This is a genomic window from Saccharothrix hoggarensis (assembly GCF_052936025.1).
Map to the genome: position 1 here is coordinate 6,020,177 of NZ_CP193624.1, position 14,575 is coordinate 6,034,751.

The following is a 14,575-nucleotide window of genomic DNA, read 5'->3' on the forward strand; positions in this document are numbered from 1 at the left end:
AAGGTGCGCCAGGGCCGAAAGCCGAGCGGACCGAGGCCTCACGGCACCCGATACCTCGAAACAACGGCCGATCAGAAGACTCCGGGCAGCACCTCCTCGCGGGCGGTCGCGTAGCTGTCCTCGTGCTCTTCGAGGTAGCGCTGCCACGCCTGCGCGTCCCAGATCTCCAGCCGGTTGATCGCGCCGATGACCACGCACTCCTTGGTCAACCCCGCGTAGCGGCGCAGTTCCGGTGCGATGGACACCCGGCCCTGGCCGTCCGGCCGCTGCTCGTCGGTCCCGGCGAACAGGTAGCGCTGGTAGGCGCGGACGGCCTCGTTGGTGAACGGAGCGTCCGCGACCTTGCGCGCCATCTGCTCGAACTCGGCCCGCGGGAACACGTAGAGGCAGTGGTCCTGGCCCTTGGTGACCATGAGACCCCCCGCTAGCGCGTCCCGGAACTTCGCAGGCAGCGTGAGTCGGCCCTTGTCGTCCAGCCTCGGGTAGTGCGTGCCCAGGAACACGGCGCCCACCTCCCGATGCCGGAACGGACATCCGACCGGCAGTGGAGCCCCCGTCTGCCCCACCGGCCGCCACAGTACCCCACTTTTCACCACAGTCAACGCTGAAACGGGTGGTTGCCCGACCCGTCTCAGAGCGTTTACGCAGGTAGAGGGCGGACGCCCAGGCGTGGAGGGCGGTGGGGGACGACGGCCGCGACCACCTCCGCGGGTGAGCTGATCAGGCCTGAAGTCCACTCGGATGGCGCAACGAAATCGGGCAAAACCGGTTCGCCGGCGACCCCGGTGGGGAATGGTGGTGGGGTGGGGTGAACCGGCCGGGTCGGCGGGCCGTGGAAACCGTGCGCACGAAACTGTTCAATCGGTGTAGGGCGCTTCGCCCTGGTTTGACACACTGCGTGAAACGCTCACCGCCATCGCGAACCGGTCGCGGTAGGGCCGCGCCCTGCTCCAGGAGGTCGAGTGACTCCGAGTACCCAGCCAGCCGCGCTGCCAGAACACTCCTACGGGGGCGGCGCGCCCGCGGTGAACCACGTGAACAACGCCCCGCACGTGAACGCCGCTCCCCAGCCGCAGGGCAGGCCGGAGGAAGGGCTCGCCGAGCTGCACGCCGTGGTCGGCCGGATCGCCGCCAACGTCGAGAAGGTCATCGTCGGCAAGCCGGACGTGGTCCGGGTCGCGCTGGTCACCCTCCTCGCCGAGGGCCACCTGCTGGTCGAGGACGTGCCCGGCGTCGGCAAGACGTCGCTCGCCAAGGCGCTGGCGCGGTCTATCGACTGCACGGTCAGCCGCATCCAGTTCACGCCGGACCTCCTGCCCAGCGACATCACCGGCGTCTCGATCTACAACCGGCAGGACAACGACTTCGAGTTCCGCCCCGGCCCGGTGTTCGCGAACATCGTGGTGGGCGACGAGATCAACCGCGCCTCGCCGAAGACCCAGTCGGCGCTGCTGGAGTGCATGGAGGAGCACCAGGTCACGGTCGACGGGCAGACGTACCCGCTCGGCGCGCCGTTCATGGTGATCGCCACGCAGAACCCGATCGAGATGGAGGGCACCTACGCCCTGCCCGAGGCCCAGCGCGACCGGTTCACCTCGCGGGTCTCCATCGGGTACCCGGACCCGGCGGCCGAGCTGGCGATGGTGGACGAGCACGCGGGCCACGACCCGATGGCCGACCTGCGCCCGGTGTCGGACGCCGAGCAGGTGCTCCGGCTGGTCAACGTGGTGCGGCGGGTGCACCTGTCGACGGAGATCCGCCGGTACGCGGTGGAGCTGGTCGGCGCGACGCGGCGGCTGCCCGAGCTGCGGCTGGGCGCGTCGCCGCGCTCGACGTTGCAGCTGGTGCGCGCGGCCCGGGCGCAGGCCGCGCTGGCGGGCCGCGACTTCGTGGTGCCGGACGACATCCACGCGGTGGCCGTGCCGGTGCTGGCGCACCGCCTGGTGCTGACCGCCGAGGCGCAGGCCGCCCGCCGCTCGTCGGCGGACCTGGTGCGCAACCTGCTGCAGCGGGTGCCGGTGCCGCAGGCGGCGCTGGACCCGACCGGGCAGTTCCTGCACAACGTCAACCCGAACAACCACCGCTGACATGCGCGGAGCGCTGTCCGGGCTGACCACGCGCGGCCGGTGCCTGCTGGCGGCCGGCTTCGCGGCCGGTCTGTGCGCGATCGTGCTGAACGAGCGCGACCTGCTGCGGGTGGCGGCGTTCGTGGTCGCCCTGCCGGTGCTGGCCGCGTACCTGGCGCAGCGGGCCAGGGTCGGCCTGCACGCGACCCGGCTGCTGCACCCGAGCCGGGTCCAGGTGGGCTCGGCGGCGGACGTGCGGGTGGAGCTGCGCAGCGCCGGGCGGCTGCCGACCGGCGGGCTGCTGCTGGAGGACGCGGTGCCGTACGCGCTGGGCGCGCGCCCGCGGTTCGTGGTGGAGCGGCTGCCGCGCAACACGGTGACCGTGCTGCGGTACCCGTTGAAGCCGGTGATGCGCGGCGTCCAGCAGGTCGGCCCGCTGATGGCCCGGATCACCGACCCGTTCGGCCTGGCCGAGTTCGACCGGGAGATGGCGGGGCGCAGCCGGCTGGTCGTGGTGCCGCGCGTGGTGCAGCTGACCGGGCTGCCGAGCGGGTCCGGCATGGGCTCCGGCGACGACGGCTCGATCCGGCTGCGCGCCGGCCAGGGCGAGGACGACGCGGTGGTGCGCCCGTACCGGCACGGCGACGACCTGCGGAAGGTGCACTGGCGCTCGACCGCGCGGCGCGACGAGCTGATGGTGCGCGTCGAGGAGCGGCCGTGGCGCGGCGGGACGACGGTGCTGCTGGACCACCGGCTGGTCGCGCACCGCGGCAGCGGTCCCGGCGCGAGCTTGGAGTGGGCGGTGTCGCTGGCCGCCTCGATCTGCCTGCACCTGCACCGGTACGGCCACCAGGTGCGCCTGGTCGGCGACGACGGGCGGGTGCTGGCGGGCGGCGCGGGTGACAGCGGGTACAGCGACGCGGTGGTGCTGGACGCGCTGGCCGCGCTGGCGCCGTCGCACCGGCGTGAGCCCGCCGCGGGGCTCGACCCCGGCGCGGGCCAGGAGGTCATCGCGATCCTCGGCGGCAGCACGCCGTCGGTGATCGACTCGCTGGTGCGGAACCGGCCTCGGGGGATGCGGAGCATGGCGGTGGTGATGGACGTCCGGGCGTGGGCGTCCGCGTCGGAGGACCCGGCGCCGGACCCGGCCGACGCCCAGCGGTTGCTGGGTGGCGCGGGGTGGGGCGTGGTCGTGGCGCGGCCGTCGACGCCGATGGGCCAGGTCTGGCAGGAGCTGTGCCACAGCGCGGGCAACCGCGGGCCCGTGGTGCGCACGGAGGTGGGTTAGGTGACCGGCAGAACGGCCCCGCGCAACGGCGACTGGGTGGTGGGCGTGACGCCCGCGGTCGCCGGGCTGGCGACGCTGTGCGCGGCGACGGCGCTGTCCAGCGTGATCGACGGCGGGCTGTGGCTGGTGTACCTGGCCGTGGCGGTCGCGGTGGTCGGCGGCACGGGCGTGCTGCTGCGCGCCGCCCGGCTGGCCGCGCCGATCGTCGGGCTCGGCCAGGCGGTGGCGCTGCTGTGCCTGCTGGTGACGATCTTCACCCGCAGCGGTGTGCTGATCGTGCTGCCGGGTCCGCAGTCGTTGCAGGACCTGGTGGCGGTGCTCGGCGACGCGATGACCGAGGTGCAGACCGGTGTGCCGCCCGTGGCGGACAGCCCGGCCATGCGGTGCCTGGTGATGGTCGCCATCGGCCTGGTCGCGATCCTGGTGGACACCCTGGCGGTCGGCGCGTCGGCGCCCGCCGCGTCGGGGCTGGTGCTGCTGTGCGTGTTCGCGGTGCCCGCGTCGCTGGCCGACGAGATGCTGCCGCTGTGGACGTTCGTGTTCGGCGCGGGGGCGTTCGCGATGCTCCTGGCCGTGGACGGGCAGCACCGGCACGAGGCGTGGCGCGGCCGGTTGGCCGGTGGCGGGCAGAGCGGGTCCGGTCCGGCGGCGACGGCGGTGGCCGGGCTGGCCGTGGTGGTCGCGCTGCTGGCCGGCGCGAGCCTGACCCTCGTCGGCACGGTGGGGCGGCTGCCCGGCACCGGCGAGGAGATCGGCGGCGGTTCCGGCGGCCTGGGCATCGACCCGATGACCGAGCTGCGCGGCATGCTGAACCAGGGCGCGAGCCGGGAGCTGTTCCGGGTGCGCGGCCTGCCGAGCTCGGCGTACCTGCGCGCGATGACCCTGCGCGAGTACGTGCCGGACAAGGGCTGGCAGCTCGGCGGCAACATGCCGGAGGGCGTGGAGGCGAAGGGCACGCTGCCGGCGCAGCCCGGCGACCCCGGCGACGGCGAGCCGCACGAGGTCCGCATCGAGCCGGTGAACTGGGTGGACAACTGGCTGCCCGTCTACGGCCGTCCGCGCAACGTCCAGGACATCGACGACGCGTGGCGGTACGACCCCGGTCGCGGCATGATCTACAGCGTCCGGGCGCGCAAGTCCGACGAGTACACGCTGGAGACGGTGCTGGAGAGCCCGTCGGCCGACACGCTGCGGCGGGCGGGCGGCGCGCCCGACGTCGACCCGGCGTACCTGGAGGCGCCCGGCGTCGACGGGCCGGTCGCCGACCTGGCGCGGCGGATCGTCGCGGGTCAGGGCAACCAGTTCGACCGGGCGACCGCGCTGTACCGGTACTTCACCGACGGCACGCAGGGCTTCACGTACACGACGCAGACCGAGTCCAAGGTGACGACGGCGGACGCGTTGGAAGACTTCGTGCTGAACGGCAAGAAGGGGTTCTGCGAGCAGTACGCGTCCGCGATGGCGATCATGGCGCGGTCGGTCGGCATGCCCGCGCGGGTGGCCCTCGGCTTCACCGCCGGGTTCCCCACCGGTGACTTCCAGACGATCACCTCGCAGGACGCGCACGCGTGGGTGGAGATCTACTTCGCGGGCTACGGCTGGATGACGTTCGACCCGACGCCGCTGTCCGACGGGCGCGGCGTGAACCCGCCGTACATCGCCGGCCTCAACGCCGACGACGAGGAGGACTCCTCCAGTTCGGGCACGACGACCACCACGACCACCACGGTGGCGCCGGGCACGTCGGCGTCCGCTTCGGCCGCGCCGGACGCGCTCGGGCAGGACGGGACGACGTCGACCGAGGAGCCGACGCCCACCTGGCACCTGGTGACGTTGGGCGTGTCGTTCGCGATCGCGGTGCTGTTGACGTTGCTGGTGTTGTTCGGCGGGGCGCGGGTGGCCCGGCCGGTGTGGTTGCGGCAGGCGGCGTCGGTGGCCGCGGTGGTGGCCTGGGTGGTCGTAGCGGCGTTGTTGGTGGCGTTGCTGTCGTGGATCGCGGCGGTCGCACTGGTGTTGATGCTGGTGGCGGCCGCGCCGGCGGCCGTGCGGGCCTGGCGGCGGCGGGAGCGGCTGCGGGCGGTGGCCGGGCTGGGTCCGGACGCGGCGGGCGCGGCGTGGCAGGAACTCGTCGCCGAGTCGGTGGACCGGGGCACCCGCGTGCCGCGCACGGAAACCGTGCGGGTGGCCGCGCGGCGGCTGGTGCGGGCGCACAACCTGGACGACCAGGGCCGGAACGGGCTGCGCGCGGTCGTCGGGGCGGTGGAGCGGTCGTGGTACAGCGCGCAGCCGACGGCCGACCCGTCGTTGCCGGGCGCGGTGGCCGACGTCCGCCAGAGCCTCAACCGCAACGCGCCGCTGGCCCTGAAGGCCAAGGTCCTGCCGCGCTCGGTGCTCCAACCGAAGCCGCCGGCCGACACCGAGCCAGGAGACGAGTAGTCGCGGCCGAGACCGACCTCAACCCCGGTCTCGGCCGCACTACGACCTCTCGGCCGCACCCGCGCCGAGCTGCGCCGTTGGGGGCGGTCGCGCGTTGCCGCGCCCAGCCATCACCCGTGCCGCACTCGCCCGGCACCTGCCGCACCGGCCGCGCTCCGCCGGCACCCGCCGCGCTCTCCGATCACTGGCCGTTCTCGGCCGTCGCTCTCCGCACTATCCGGTTGCTGATGGCGATGGCGGCGGCGAAGTGACGCGGACACTTCGGACAAACGCACGGCCCGTCCCGGTGGTGCCCGGGGCGGGCCGTGTGTGCGTTCGTTCAGTCAGGGCTGTCGCGCGGACTACTCGTCCTCGAAACGGCGACGGAAACGTTCTTCCATCTTCTGTGAGAACGAGCTGCGGCTGGGCCGGCTTCCCTCCTCGCTGGGTTCCTCGGCACCCTGGTCACCACGACGAAGCGTCGTCACGGTGAGCAGCACGCCGAAGAACATCAACAAGAAGCCGACCACGCTCACCACCGGGATACCAGCGAGCTTCGGCAACATCACACCCGTCACCAGCAACGCGACACCCACGGCGAACAACGCGATGCCTTGGATGCGACGCCGTCGTGACGGCTTGCGCAGCTTGGCACCGCGCACAGTGGATGCGAACTTCGGGTCCTCGGCGTAGAGCGCGCGCTCGATCTGGTCGAGCAGTCGCTGCTCGTGCTCGGAGAGTGGCATGGCTCCTCCTCCGGCACAGCGGTCGCGGGCGCCGGGTAATCACGGTTGCCGCCGGTCCCGGCGGACGCCCCGCCCTGGGGGCGTCACAACCAGGATACGATTCGGGAGGCTTGCCGACTACCCAGTCCGTGCCCCTAAGCGGTTCGTTCTGTCACCATCATCCTCACGGGTCAACGGTCAGACCACCGTGAGGTCGCACGACGGGCTCCTAGGTCAACTGTCAAGGCTTCGGCGCGCCCAAATCTTCACCCCGATGCCAGGCCGGTCACGCGCCAGTCCGCCGGATCGCGGATTCCCCGGTCGATCGACCGAGACCAGGATCACAGTGCCTCATCCCTTCCCCCACCTGCCAAAAAGCCGTGACCAATCACGGACCGTCCGCGGCCGATCACCCAAGTGGTCTGAACCGCTTCGGACGACCGGCGACAATTGCCGGAGCAACCTCCCTTCACAGGCGGCGAGCGGTCGGCTCAAGCGCGAACCCCAGGGGCAGCCGACCTGATCTGTGGACGGCCGGGCGGCACCGGAGCCGATCAGTTGCCCGAGCCGGCGGCGAGCGGTCGGAAACCGACCGGGTGGCGAGCCAGGACGGCGGGGGGCAGTGGTCGGCGGTGGCAAGGGTCGGCGGGGGCAGGGGTCGGCAGGGTCAGTGGTCGGGGTGGACGTGGTGGGTGGCGGCGCTGATGGTCGGCCGTGGACGGCGGGTGGCTTGGGTGGCCGCGTTGAGGAGGTCGTTGGCCACGGACGTGGGCGATTGGCGCAGGCGGATCGGGGTGGTGTGCAGGACTACCGCTCCGGCGGCCGCGAGGCGGTCGGAGCGGGGCTTCGGGTTGTTGAACTGCCAGGCCAGCCCCAGGTCGTCCCACCAGGCGTCGGCGATGCCCAACGGGCGACCGGTGGCGGTGCGGAGCGGGACGCCCCAGCGCGGCGCGGGGAGCGGCAGGTCGTCCAGGACGGCCCTCGCCCAGGCTTGCGGCACCGAGCGGATGCCTTCCGACAGTTCCGACAAGACCTGCCTGGCGGGCTCCGACCCCCGCGACAGCCCCGGCTTCAGGTCGGCCACCGGGACGCCGCCGTGGCGCACCACCTCCGTCAGCACGGCACGGATGTCGTCCCGCCCGGGCAGCGCCCGCGCCGCGTCCACGGCGGCCCTCGCCAGCGGCACGGTCAGGAACCCCTTGCGGAGCACCGGGTCGGGTAAGTGGCGGGCGCGGGAGATGCGGACCTTGGCGGCCGGTTCGAGCACCCGGTTCACGAGGACGTGCACGGGGCCCGCGGCGGGCAGGGCGCGCATGCCGTGGAGCTGGAGCGCGTCCACGCCGGTGAGCTGGGTCTCCGGGCCGCCGTAGCGGAGCGCCGCGCGCACCAGCTGCCACCGCGTCGGCGGGGTGCGGGCCAGGAGCAGGATGCCCGGCAGCACCTGCTGCCACGGGCCCTGGGGACGGCAGCGGACGGCCAGCTCCTCGCTCGGCAGGCCCAGGGCCAGCAGCTCGGACGCGGTGGCCACGCGGTGCGGGAAGAGGCCGCCCAGGGCGTCGACGTCGATGGTGGTGCGGTTCGTGGTGCGCATGGGTCCACCATCGGCGGTCGGGGCGGGCGGGTCGACCGGGAGATCACGAACTGTGGACAACTCGACGGGTTGTGGACAACCCGGTGACGAGGAGGAGGCCTTCCGCGGGCCCGACCAGCCCGCGGAAGGCCTCGGGAAACGGCGGCCACCCCTCGTTGGCCGCCGCTTGGCTCACAGGCGGACCAGGTCCTCGCGGATCTCCACGTCCAGCTCCCGGCGGACGGCGCGCACCTCGCGCCACGCGTCGTGCACCGCGATCAGGCCACCGGCCAGCACCAGCGCGACGGCCGGCGCGACGACACCGTCGACCTCGGCCTTGACGACGACCACGACGACCGCCCACAGCTGGACGGCGGTGAACACGAGCGTGCAGGCGAGGCGCTCGGTGAAGCGGCGACGGGACCGGGCCTGCTCTTCGTTGTGGTTCATGGCTCCCCCTCTGAGCTCGACTGATGCCTCATTTCTACGAGGTCTCACGTCGTTGTTCTGCGTCAGATGACGCAGAACGGGGAGTCAGTTGGTGAAGTCGTAGAGACGGCTCACGTGGTGGATGTCGATCTTCCGCCGGCCCGTGCTGATGATGCCCTCCTCGCGCAGCGCGCGCAGCACCCGCACGAGGGATTCCCGGGACGTCCCGGCGATGCCCGCCAGGTCCTCCTGGCTCAACGCGATCGCGCCCTGGTCGGCGATGCCGCGCTCCAGCGCCATGTCGATGAGCACGGCCGCCACCCGCTGGGTCGCCGTGCCGCTGATCTGCACGCGCTGCCGGTCGGTGTCCCGCTGCCGCGCCACGACGACGATCAGGACGGCCCACGCGATGCGCGGCTGCCGCTGGCAGAGGGCCGCGAACGCCCCCGCGGACAGGACCAGCGCGCGCACGTCCCCGAGCGCCCGCACGGTCGCCGAACGCGGCCGACCGTCCACGGCGGACCGCTCGCCGACGATGTCGCCCGCACCGCGCACCGCGAGCACCTTCTCGTGGCCGTTGGCGGTGGTCGCGGTGACGCGCAGCAGGCCGCGCCGGACGACGAGCACGTGCCCGGTGACCTCGCCCTCGTGGCAGACCACCGCGCCCGCCGGGTAGTCGCGCTCCACACCGGACGCCGCGAGCACCGCGTGCTCCGCCGGCGTGAGCAGGCCCCAGAACCGATCCACGGCTCCAGCCTGCCCGGTGAGGGCGCGAATGGTCCCGACTCCCCACCGCGACCACCCGAACGGCGTGCCGCGACCGCCTGCCGCGGCTCAGGGCTCCCGGTCGGGCTTGGGCGCCTCCACGGCGGACCGGGTGGGGCCTTGGGCCAGCAGGGAGGCCGGCCGGATCGCCGCCCGCCCGAACTTCGACCGCGCCTGGTCGGCCGCCTGGTCCGCGTCGCGCCAGCCGCGTTCCGGCGCGTCGAACATGAGCTGCTCGCCCTCGTCGCCCTCCACCAGCTGCTCGATCCGCACGCCGATCAACCGGACCGCGCCCGGCGGCACCTGCTCGTCGAGCAGCGTGGACGCGGTGCGGTAGACCTCCTGCGTCACGTCCGTCGCCACGCGCAGCGTCCTCGACCTGGTGATCGTGGTGAAGTCGGCGAACCGCACCTTGATCGACACGGTCCGGCCGCGCAGTCCCCGCGCCCGCAGCGTCGCCGTCGAGCGCTCCGCCAGCCGCAGCAGCTCCCGGCGCAGCAGCTCGCGGTCGAAGTGGTCGACCTCGAAGGTCTCCTCGGCGCCGATCGACTTCTCCCGGGTGGACGGCACCACGGGCCGGTCGTCGTGCCCCTGCGCCAACGCGTGCAGGTGCTCGGCCAACGCCACCCCGATCAGCTTCCGCAGCCGCGGCAGCGGCGTGGCGGCCACGTCGGCCACCGTCTCCAGGCCGACCCGGTCGAGTTGCTCGGCGGTCCGCTGCCCCACGCCCCACAGCGCGGACACCGGCAGCGGGTGCAGGAACGACAGCACCTCGGTCCGCGGCACGACCATCAGGCCGTCCGGCTTGCACATCCCGGACGCGAGCTTGGCCAGGAACTTCGTCGGCGCGACGCCCACCGAGCAGGTGATCCCGTGGGCCTGCTCGACCTGGCCCCGGATCACCTGGGCGATCTGCGCCGGGCTGGACCGCAGCCGCTTCAGCGCGCCGCTGACGTCGAGGAACGCCTCGTCGAGGCTCAGCGGCTCCACCAGCGGCGTGATGTCGCGGAAGATCGACATCACCCCGCGCGAGACCTCCTGGTACCGGGCGAAGTTCGGCGACACGAACACGGCGTGCGGCGCGAGCCTGCGGGCGTGCGAGGTCGGCATCGCGGACCGCACGCCGAACTCGCGGGCCAGGTAGTTGGCCGACGCGACGACGCCCCGGTTCGCCGTGCCGCCGACGACCACGGGCTTGCCGGCCAGCTCGGGTTGGTCGCGGATCTCGACCGACGCGTAGAAGGCGTCCATGTCCACGTGCAGCATCGAGCAGCCGGTGTCGTCCGGCCAGACGTCGCCACGCGCGCGGAAGCGATCGACCAGACCGCGCGGCAGGTTGGCGCTGCGGCCCACGACCACCCCCCGTCAAGCCGAACACGCGTTCGACACCCTACTCCAGCCGGTACGCCCGGTGCGCGTTCTGCCACCCGATCAGGTGGGCGATGCGCTCGGCGTCCGACAAGCCGAAAGCATGCCTGCGCAGACCCGTTGACAGGAAGTCGGACAGCGCGCGCCGGAAGAACAGCGCGCCGAGGTAGTACAGCTCGGCCAGCGCGAACGCGTCGGTGGAGAACAGGAACTTCCCGAACGGCACGATCTCCAGCGCCTCGCCCAGCACGCGCCCGGCCTGGTGCGCCACCGAGTGCGTGGCCAGCCCGACGTCCACGAACACGTGCGGGAAGACCTGCGCCAGGTACCCGGCGTGGCGGTGGAACGGGTAGTTGTGCAGCAGCATGATCGGCACGCCGAGCGGCGCCGTCGCCCGCAGCAGGTCGGTGAGCAGCAGCGGGTCGCACTTGTGCAACGACAGGTCCGCGTCCCCGTAGCCGACGTGGAACTGCACGGGCAGCCCGCGGTCCAGCGCCTCCCACACCAGGAACCGGGAGATCACCTCGTCCGCGAACCGGGACGAGCCCGAGGTGAGCCACTCGTCGGCCGCCGACACCACCTCGCGGTCCGAGGGGCGCGCCGGGTCCAGCTCCAGGCCCACCCGGTAGGCCGCGATGGACTTCGCCGCGACCGCCGTGGTCGAGTCCAGCGCCTCCCGCGCCCGCGCCGGGAACCCCGAGGCCCCGTCCGGCACGACGTCCTCCGCCAACCGCTCCAGCCGCAGCACGGAGAGTTCACGCGAACCGGTGAACACCGAGGGCGCCTGGAAGCCCTCCGGCCACGCGCCGGCGTCCACCAGGAACGTCGAGATCCCGGACGCCGACAGGAACGCCCGGTTCACCTCCGCGGCGCCGAGCGACCGCCGCCGCGCCAGGTACTCCACGGCCGGCGCGAGGGACGGCAGGTCCAGCAAAGGCGCACACCAGCGCCGCACCGCGAGCCCCAGCGACGAGTCGAACAGGGACGTGCCGAGCGGGGACACCGACGACGCCTCGGTGAGGTTCGACTCGAACCCGTCCCGGTCGAGGTCGACGCCCAGCACCCCGTGGCAGTGGTGGTCGACCAGGGGCGACGACGACACGCACGGCAGCAGCGGCTCCACTTGTTGAAGGGTAGAGACCTGGTGTAACCACGCACGATGGACACAGCCGAGCGGGATCACCGGCGCGCGCTGGCCGCCGAGCTCGTGGACGACCTGCTCGACCAGGACGTGGTGGCGGTCGCGCTCACGTGGGTCGACCACAGCGGCATCACGCGGGTGAAGTCGGTGCCGCTCGCGGGCCTGCCCAGGGCCGCCGCGGACGGCGTGGGCGCGTCACCGGTGTTCGACGCGTTCCTCCTGGACGACACGATCGTCGGCGGGCGGCACGCGGGCGGGCCGGTCGGCGACCTGCGGCTCCTGCCGGACCTGGACCGGCTCACCGTGCTGGCGGGCCAGCCGGGCTGGGCGTGGGCGCCCGCGGACCGCTACGACCAGCACGGCGAGCCGCACCCGCAGGACGAGCGCGGCCTGGCCCGCGCGGTGGCCGACCGCCTCACCGTGCACGGCTACGAGGTGCAGGCGGGGTTCGAGGTGGAGTGGGTCGTCGGCCAGGGCGGCACGGAGGAGTTCCGACCGGCCACCACCGGCCCCGCCTACGGCCACGCCCGCCAGGTGGAGCTGTCGGACTACGGCGTGGACCTGCTGTCGGCGCTGGCCGAGCAGGACGTCGAGGTGCTGCAGTTCCACCCGGAGTACGCGCCGGGCCAGTTCGAGCTGTCCACCACGCCCGAGGACCCGGTGCACGCGGCGGACACGTCGGTGCTGGTGCGGGAGACGATCCGGGCGATCACGCTCCGGCACGGCATGCGGGCGTCGTTCTCGCCCAAGGTCACCGCGGACGGCGTCGGCAACGGCGGCCACCTGCACGTGAGCCTGTGGCGCGACGGGCGCACCCTGTTCGACGGCGGCGACGGCTGGTTCGGCCTGACCGAGGACGCCGAGGCGTTCGCGGCGGGCGTGCTGCGGCGGCTGCCGGCGCTGTGCGCGATCGGCTCCCCGTCCGTGGCGGGCTACCTGCGGCTGGTGCCGCGGCACTGGGCGGGCGCGTTCGCCGCGTGGGGCCTGGAGAACCGGGAGGCGGCGTTGCGCCTGGTCGCGGGCCGTGACCTGGAGATCCGCTGCTTCGACCTGGCGGCGAACCCGTACCTGGTGGTGGCCGCGACGATGGCCGCCGGGCTGGCCGGGATCGTGGACCGGGAGCGGCTGCCCGAGCCGGTCGGGGTGGACCCGGCGGACCTGCCGGACGCGCGCCGCCTGCCCACGTGCCTGGAGGACGCGGTGGCGGCGTTCGAGGGGGACGAGGTGCTGACCGAGGCGTTCGGCGCGGAGTTCGCCGCGACGATCGCCGACGTGCGGCGCGGTGAGGTCGCCCGGTTCGCCGGCTGCTCGCCGGAGGAGGTCGCCGCGGTGACCCGCTGGCGGCACTGACCCGAACGCCCCCGGCCCAGGACTCCCCCGGCTCACGACTCCCCTGGGCTCACGACTCCTCCAACGCCTTGCGCAGCCGCGCCAGCGCCCGGTGCTGGGCCACCCGGACCGCGCCGGGCGTCGAGTCGACCACCTGCGCGGTCTCCTCGGCGGACAGCCCGAGGACGACCCGCAGCACCAAAATCTCCCGCTGCCGGTCCGGCAGGACGCCCAGCAGCCGCCCCATCCGGTCGGACAGCTCGCCGTGCAGCGCCCGGTCCTCGGGGCCCGCGTCGCCGCTCGCGCCGTCGGGCGGCTCCGGCACGGGCTCGGCGCGGTTGCGCGACGCCGCCCGGTGCGCGTCGGCGACCTTGTGCGCCGCGATCCCGTACACGAACGCCAGGAACGGCCTGCCCTGCTCGCGGTAGCTCGGCAGCGCCTTCAGCACGGCGAGGCAGACCTCCTGGGCCACGTCCTCCGAGGACGCCGACGACCGCTCGCCTCGGCCGAACCTCGCCCGGCAGTACTTCACGATCACCGGCCGGATCGACGCGAGGAGCTCGTTGACGGCCCGCCGGTCGCCCCGGAGCGCGGGTTCGACCCACACGTCGGGAGCCGTCGTCCGCACGGGGGCGGGCGACGGCGCGTCCTCGCAGTGCACGGGCATCACCGCCCTCCCCGCGTGGCCGCGCCACAGCGCCACTCCTGATCCGACCACTGCTGCTGCCATCGCCAGCTCCTCGGCGTCCGCGCGCCGGCCCGCACCTTGGGGCACATGCCAACGGGACGCCCTCGACTCACCGGGATGACGCTACCGACATGAAGTTAGCCCAAACGGAGGCGTTTGAAGCGCGATCGGGCGAACTTGGGACGGCTAACGCGCGCGTTGAGTGGCGAACGCGCGCTCGACCTCCTTGCGGAGACGGGTCAGCGCGCGGTGCTGGGCGACCCGGACCGCGCCGGGCGTCGTGCCCACGGCGACGGCCGTCCGCTCGGCCGACAGGCCCACCACGACCCGCAGCACCAGGATCTCCCGCTGCTTGTCCGGCAGCACGCGCAGCAGCTCGCCGACCTTCCGCGCCTGCTCGACCCGCAACGCGTGCGACTCCGGTCCCAGGTCGTCGTCCGGACCGTCCGGCACCTCCGGCACAGGCTCGGCGCGGTTGCGCGACGCCGCCCGGTGCGCGTCGGCGACCTTGTGCGCCGCGATCCCGTACACGAACGCCAGGAACGGGCGGCCGTGGTCGCGGTACGTGGGCAACGCCGTCAGCACGGCCACGCAGACCTCCTGGGCCACGTCGTCCGCCGACGCCAACGCCCGCTCCTGCCTGCCCACGCGGGCACGGCAGTAGCGCACGACGAGCGGGCGCACGGCCGCCAGCACCGCCGCGATCGCGTCGCGGTCACCGGCGACGGCCGCCCGCACCCCGTCTTCGAGCACGTCGGGAACCGGGTCCGGCATCACGCGGCTCCGCCTAA

13 protein-coding genes are annotated in these 14,575 nt (G+C 73.5%); 4 read left to right on the forward strand and 9 right to left on the reverse strand.

Going from position 1 to position 14,575, the window contains the following annotated elements; genetic code table 11:
• Window positions 1-71: 71 nt before the first annotated feature.
• Window positions 72-503 (reverse strand): division/cell wall cluster transcriptional repressor MraZ, encoded by a 432-nt coding sequence (gene mraZ / locus ACRAKH_RS27075; protein WP_053715381.1) that lies wholly within the window; start codon window positions 501-503, stop codon window positions 72-74.
• A 459-nt stretch (window positions 504-962) separates the two neighbouring features.
• Between mraZ and ACRAKH_RS27080 the strand changes: the two genes are divergently transcribed.
• The 3 genes from ACRAKH_RS27080 to ACRAKH_RS27090 are packed head-to-tail and all read left to right on the forward strand — an operon-like array spanning window position 963 to window position 5,790.
• Complete coding sequence (locus ACRAKH_RS27080; RefSeq protein ID WP_447009371.1) at window positions 963-2,087, forward strand: AAA family ATPase; 1,125 nt, start codon at window positions 963-965, stop codon at window positions 2,085-2,087.
• Window position 2,088: 1 nt separating this feature from the next.
• On the forward strand, window positions 2,089-3,354 hold the full coding sequence (locus tag ACRAKH_RS27085) for a DUF58 domain-containing protein (RefSeq protein WP_380729369.1): 1,266 nt from the start codon (window positions 2,089-2,091) through the stop codon (window positions 3,352-3,354).
• The gene (locus tag ACRAKH_RS27090) at window positions 3,355-5,790 is read left to right on the forward strand and encodes a transglutaminase TgpA family protein (RefSeq protein ID WP_447009372.1); all 2,436 of its coding nucleotides are present in this window, start codon (window positions 3,355-3,357) and stop codon (window positions 5,788-5,790) included. It begins immediately after the preceding gene.
• 341 nt (window positions 5,791-6,131) lie between these two features.
• Here the strand turns inward: ACRAKH_RS27090 and ACRAKH_RS27095 are convergent, their stop codons facing one another.
• The 6 genes from ACRAKH_RS27095 to ACRAKH_RS27120 form a co-directional block, all read right to left on the reverse strand.
• Window positions 6,132-6,515 carry a DUF3040 domain-containing protein gene (locus ACRAKH_RS27095; RefSeq protein ID WP_033437744.1) on the reverse strand — a complete coding sequence of 128 codons (384 nt, stop codon included), beginning with the start codon at window positions 6,513-6,515 and terminating at the stop codon, window positions 6,132-6,134.
• Between the two features lie 646 nt (window positions 6,516-7,161).
• Window positions 7,162-8,085 (reverse strand): hypothetical protein, encoded by a 924-nt coding sequence (locus tag ACRAKH_RS27100; RefSeq protein WP_380725002.1) that lies wholly within the window; start codon window positions 8,083-8,085, stop codon window positions 7,162-7,164.
• A gap of 171 nt (window positions 8,086-8,256) precedes the next feature.
• Complete coding sequence (locus ACRAKH_RS27105; RefSeq protein WP_380725003.1) at window positions 8,257-8,514, reverse strand: hypothetical protein; 258 nt, start codon at window positions 8,512-8,514, stop codon at window positions 8,257-8,259.
• A gap of 84 nt (window positions 8,515-8,598) precedes the next feature.
• A complete protein-coding gene (locus ACRAKH_RS27110; RefSeq protein WP_380725004.1) occupies window positions 8,599-9,240 on the reverse strand; it encodes a Crp/Fnr family transcriptional regulator in 642 nt (213 codons plus the stop codon).
• 87 nt (window positions 9,241-9,327) lie between these two features.
• Window positions 9,328-10,611 carry a DNA polymerase IV gene (locus ACRAKH_RS27115; protein ID WP_380725005.1) on the reverse strand — a complete coding sequence of 428 codons (1,284 nt, stop codon included), beginning with the start codon at window positions 10,609-10,611 and terminating at the stop codon, window positions 9,328-9,330.
• Window positions 10,612-10,648: 37 nt separating this feature from the next.
• Window positions 10,649-11,749, reverse strand: coding sequence for an amidohydrolase family protein (locus tag ACRAKH_RS27120; RefSeq protein ID WP_380725006.1), 1,101 nt, complete (start codon window positions 11,747-11,749; stop codon window positions 10,649-10,651).
• 36 nt (window positions 11,750-11,785) lie between these two features.
• Here ACRAKH_RS27120 and ACRAKH_RS27125 point away from each other — a divergent pair, with 36 nt between their 5' ends.
• Window positions 11,786-13,117, forward strand: a complete 1,332-nt coding sequence (locus tag ACRAKH_RS27125) for a glutamine synthetase (protein ID WP_380725007.1) — start codon at window positions 11,786-11,788, stop codon at window positions 13,115-13,117.
• Window positions 13,118-13,166: 49 nt separating this feature from the next.
• Here the strand turns inward: ACRAKH_RS27125 and ACRAKH_RS27130 are convergent, their stop codons facing one another.
• Together ACRAKH_RS27130 and ACRAKH_RS27135 are read right to left on the reverse strand one after the other, a co-directional pair.
• Window positions 13,167-13,826: a sigma-70 family RNA polymerase sigma factor gene (locus tag ACRAKH_RS27130; RefSeq protein WP_380725008.1), complete on the reverse strand. Its 660-nt coding sequence runs from the start codon at window positions 13,824-13,826 to the stop codon at window positions 13,167-13,169.
• Window positions 13,827-13,970: 144 nt separating this feature from the next.
• Window positions 13,971-14,558: a sigma-70 family RNA polymerase sigma factor gene (locus tag ACRAKH_RS27135; RefSeq protein WP_380725009.1), complete on the reverse strand. Its 588-nt coding sequence runs from the start codon at window positions 14,556-14,558 to the stop codon at window positions 13,971-13,973.
• Window positions 14,559-14,575 lie beyond the last annotated feature (17 nt).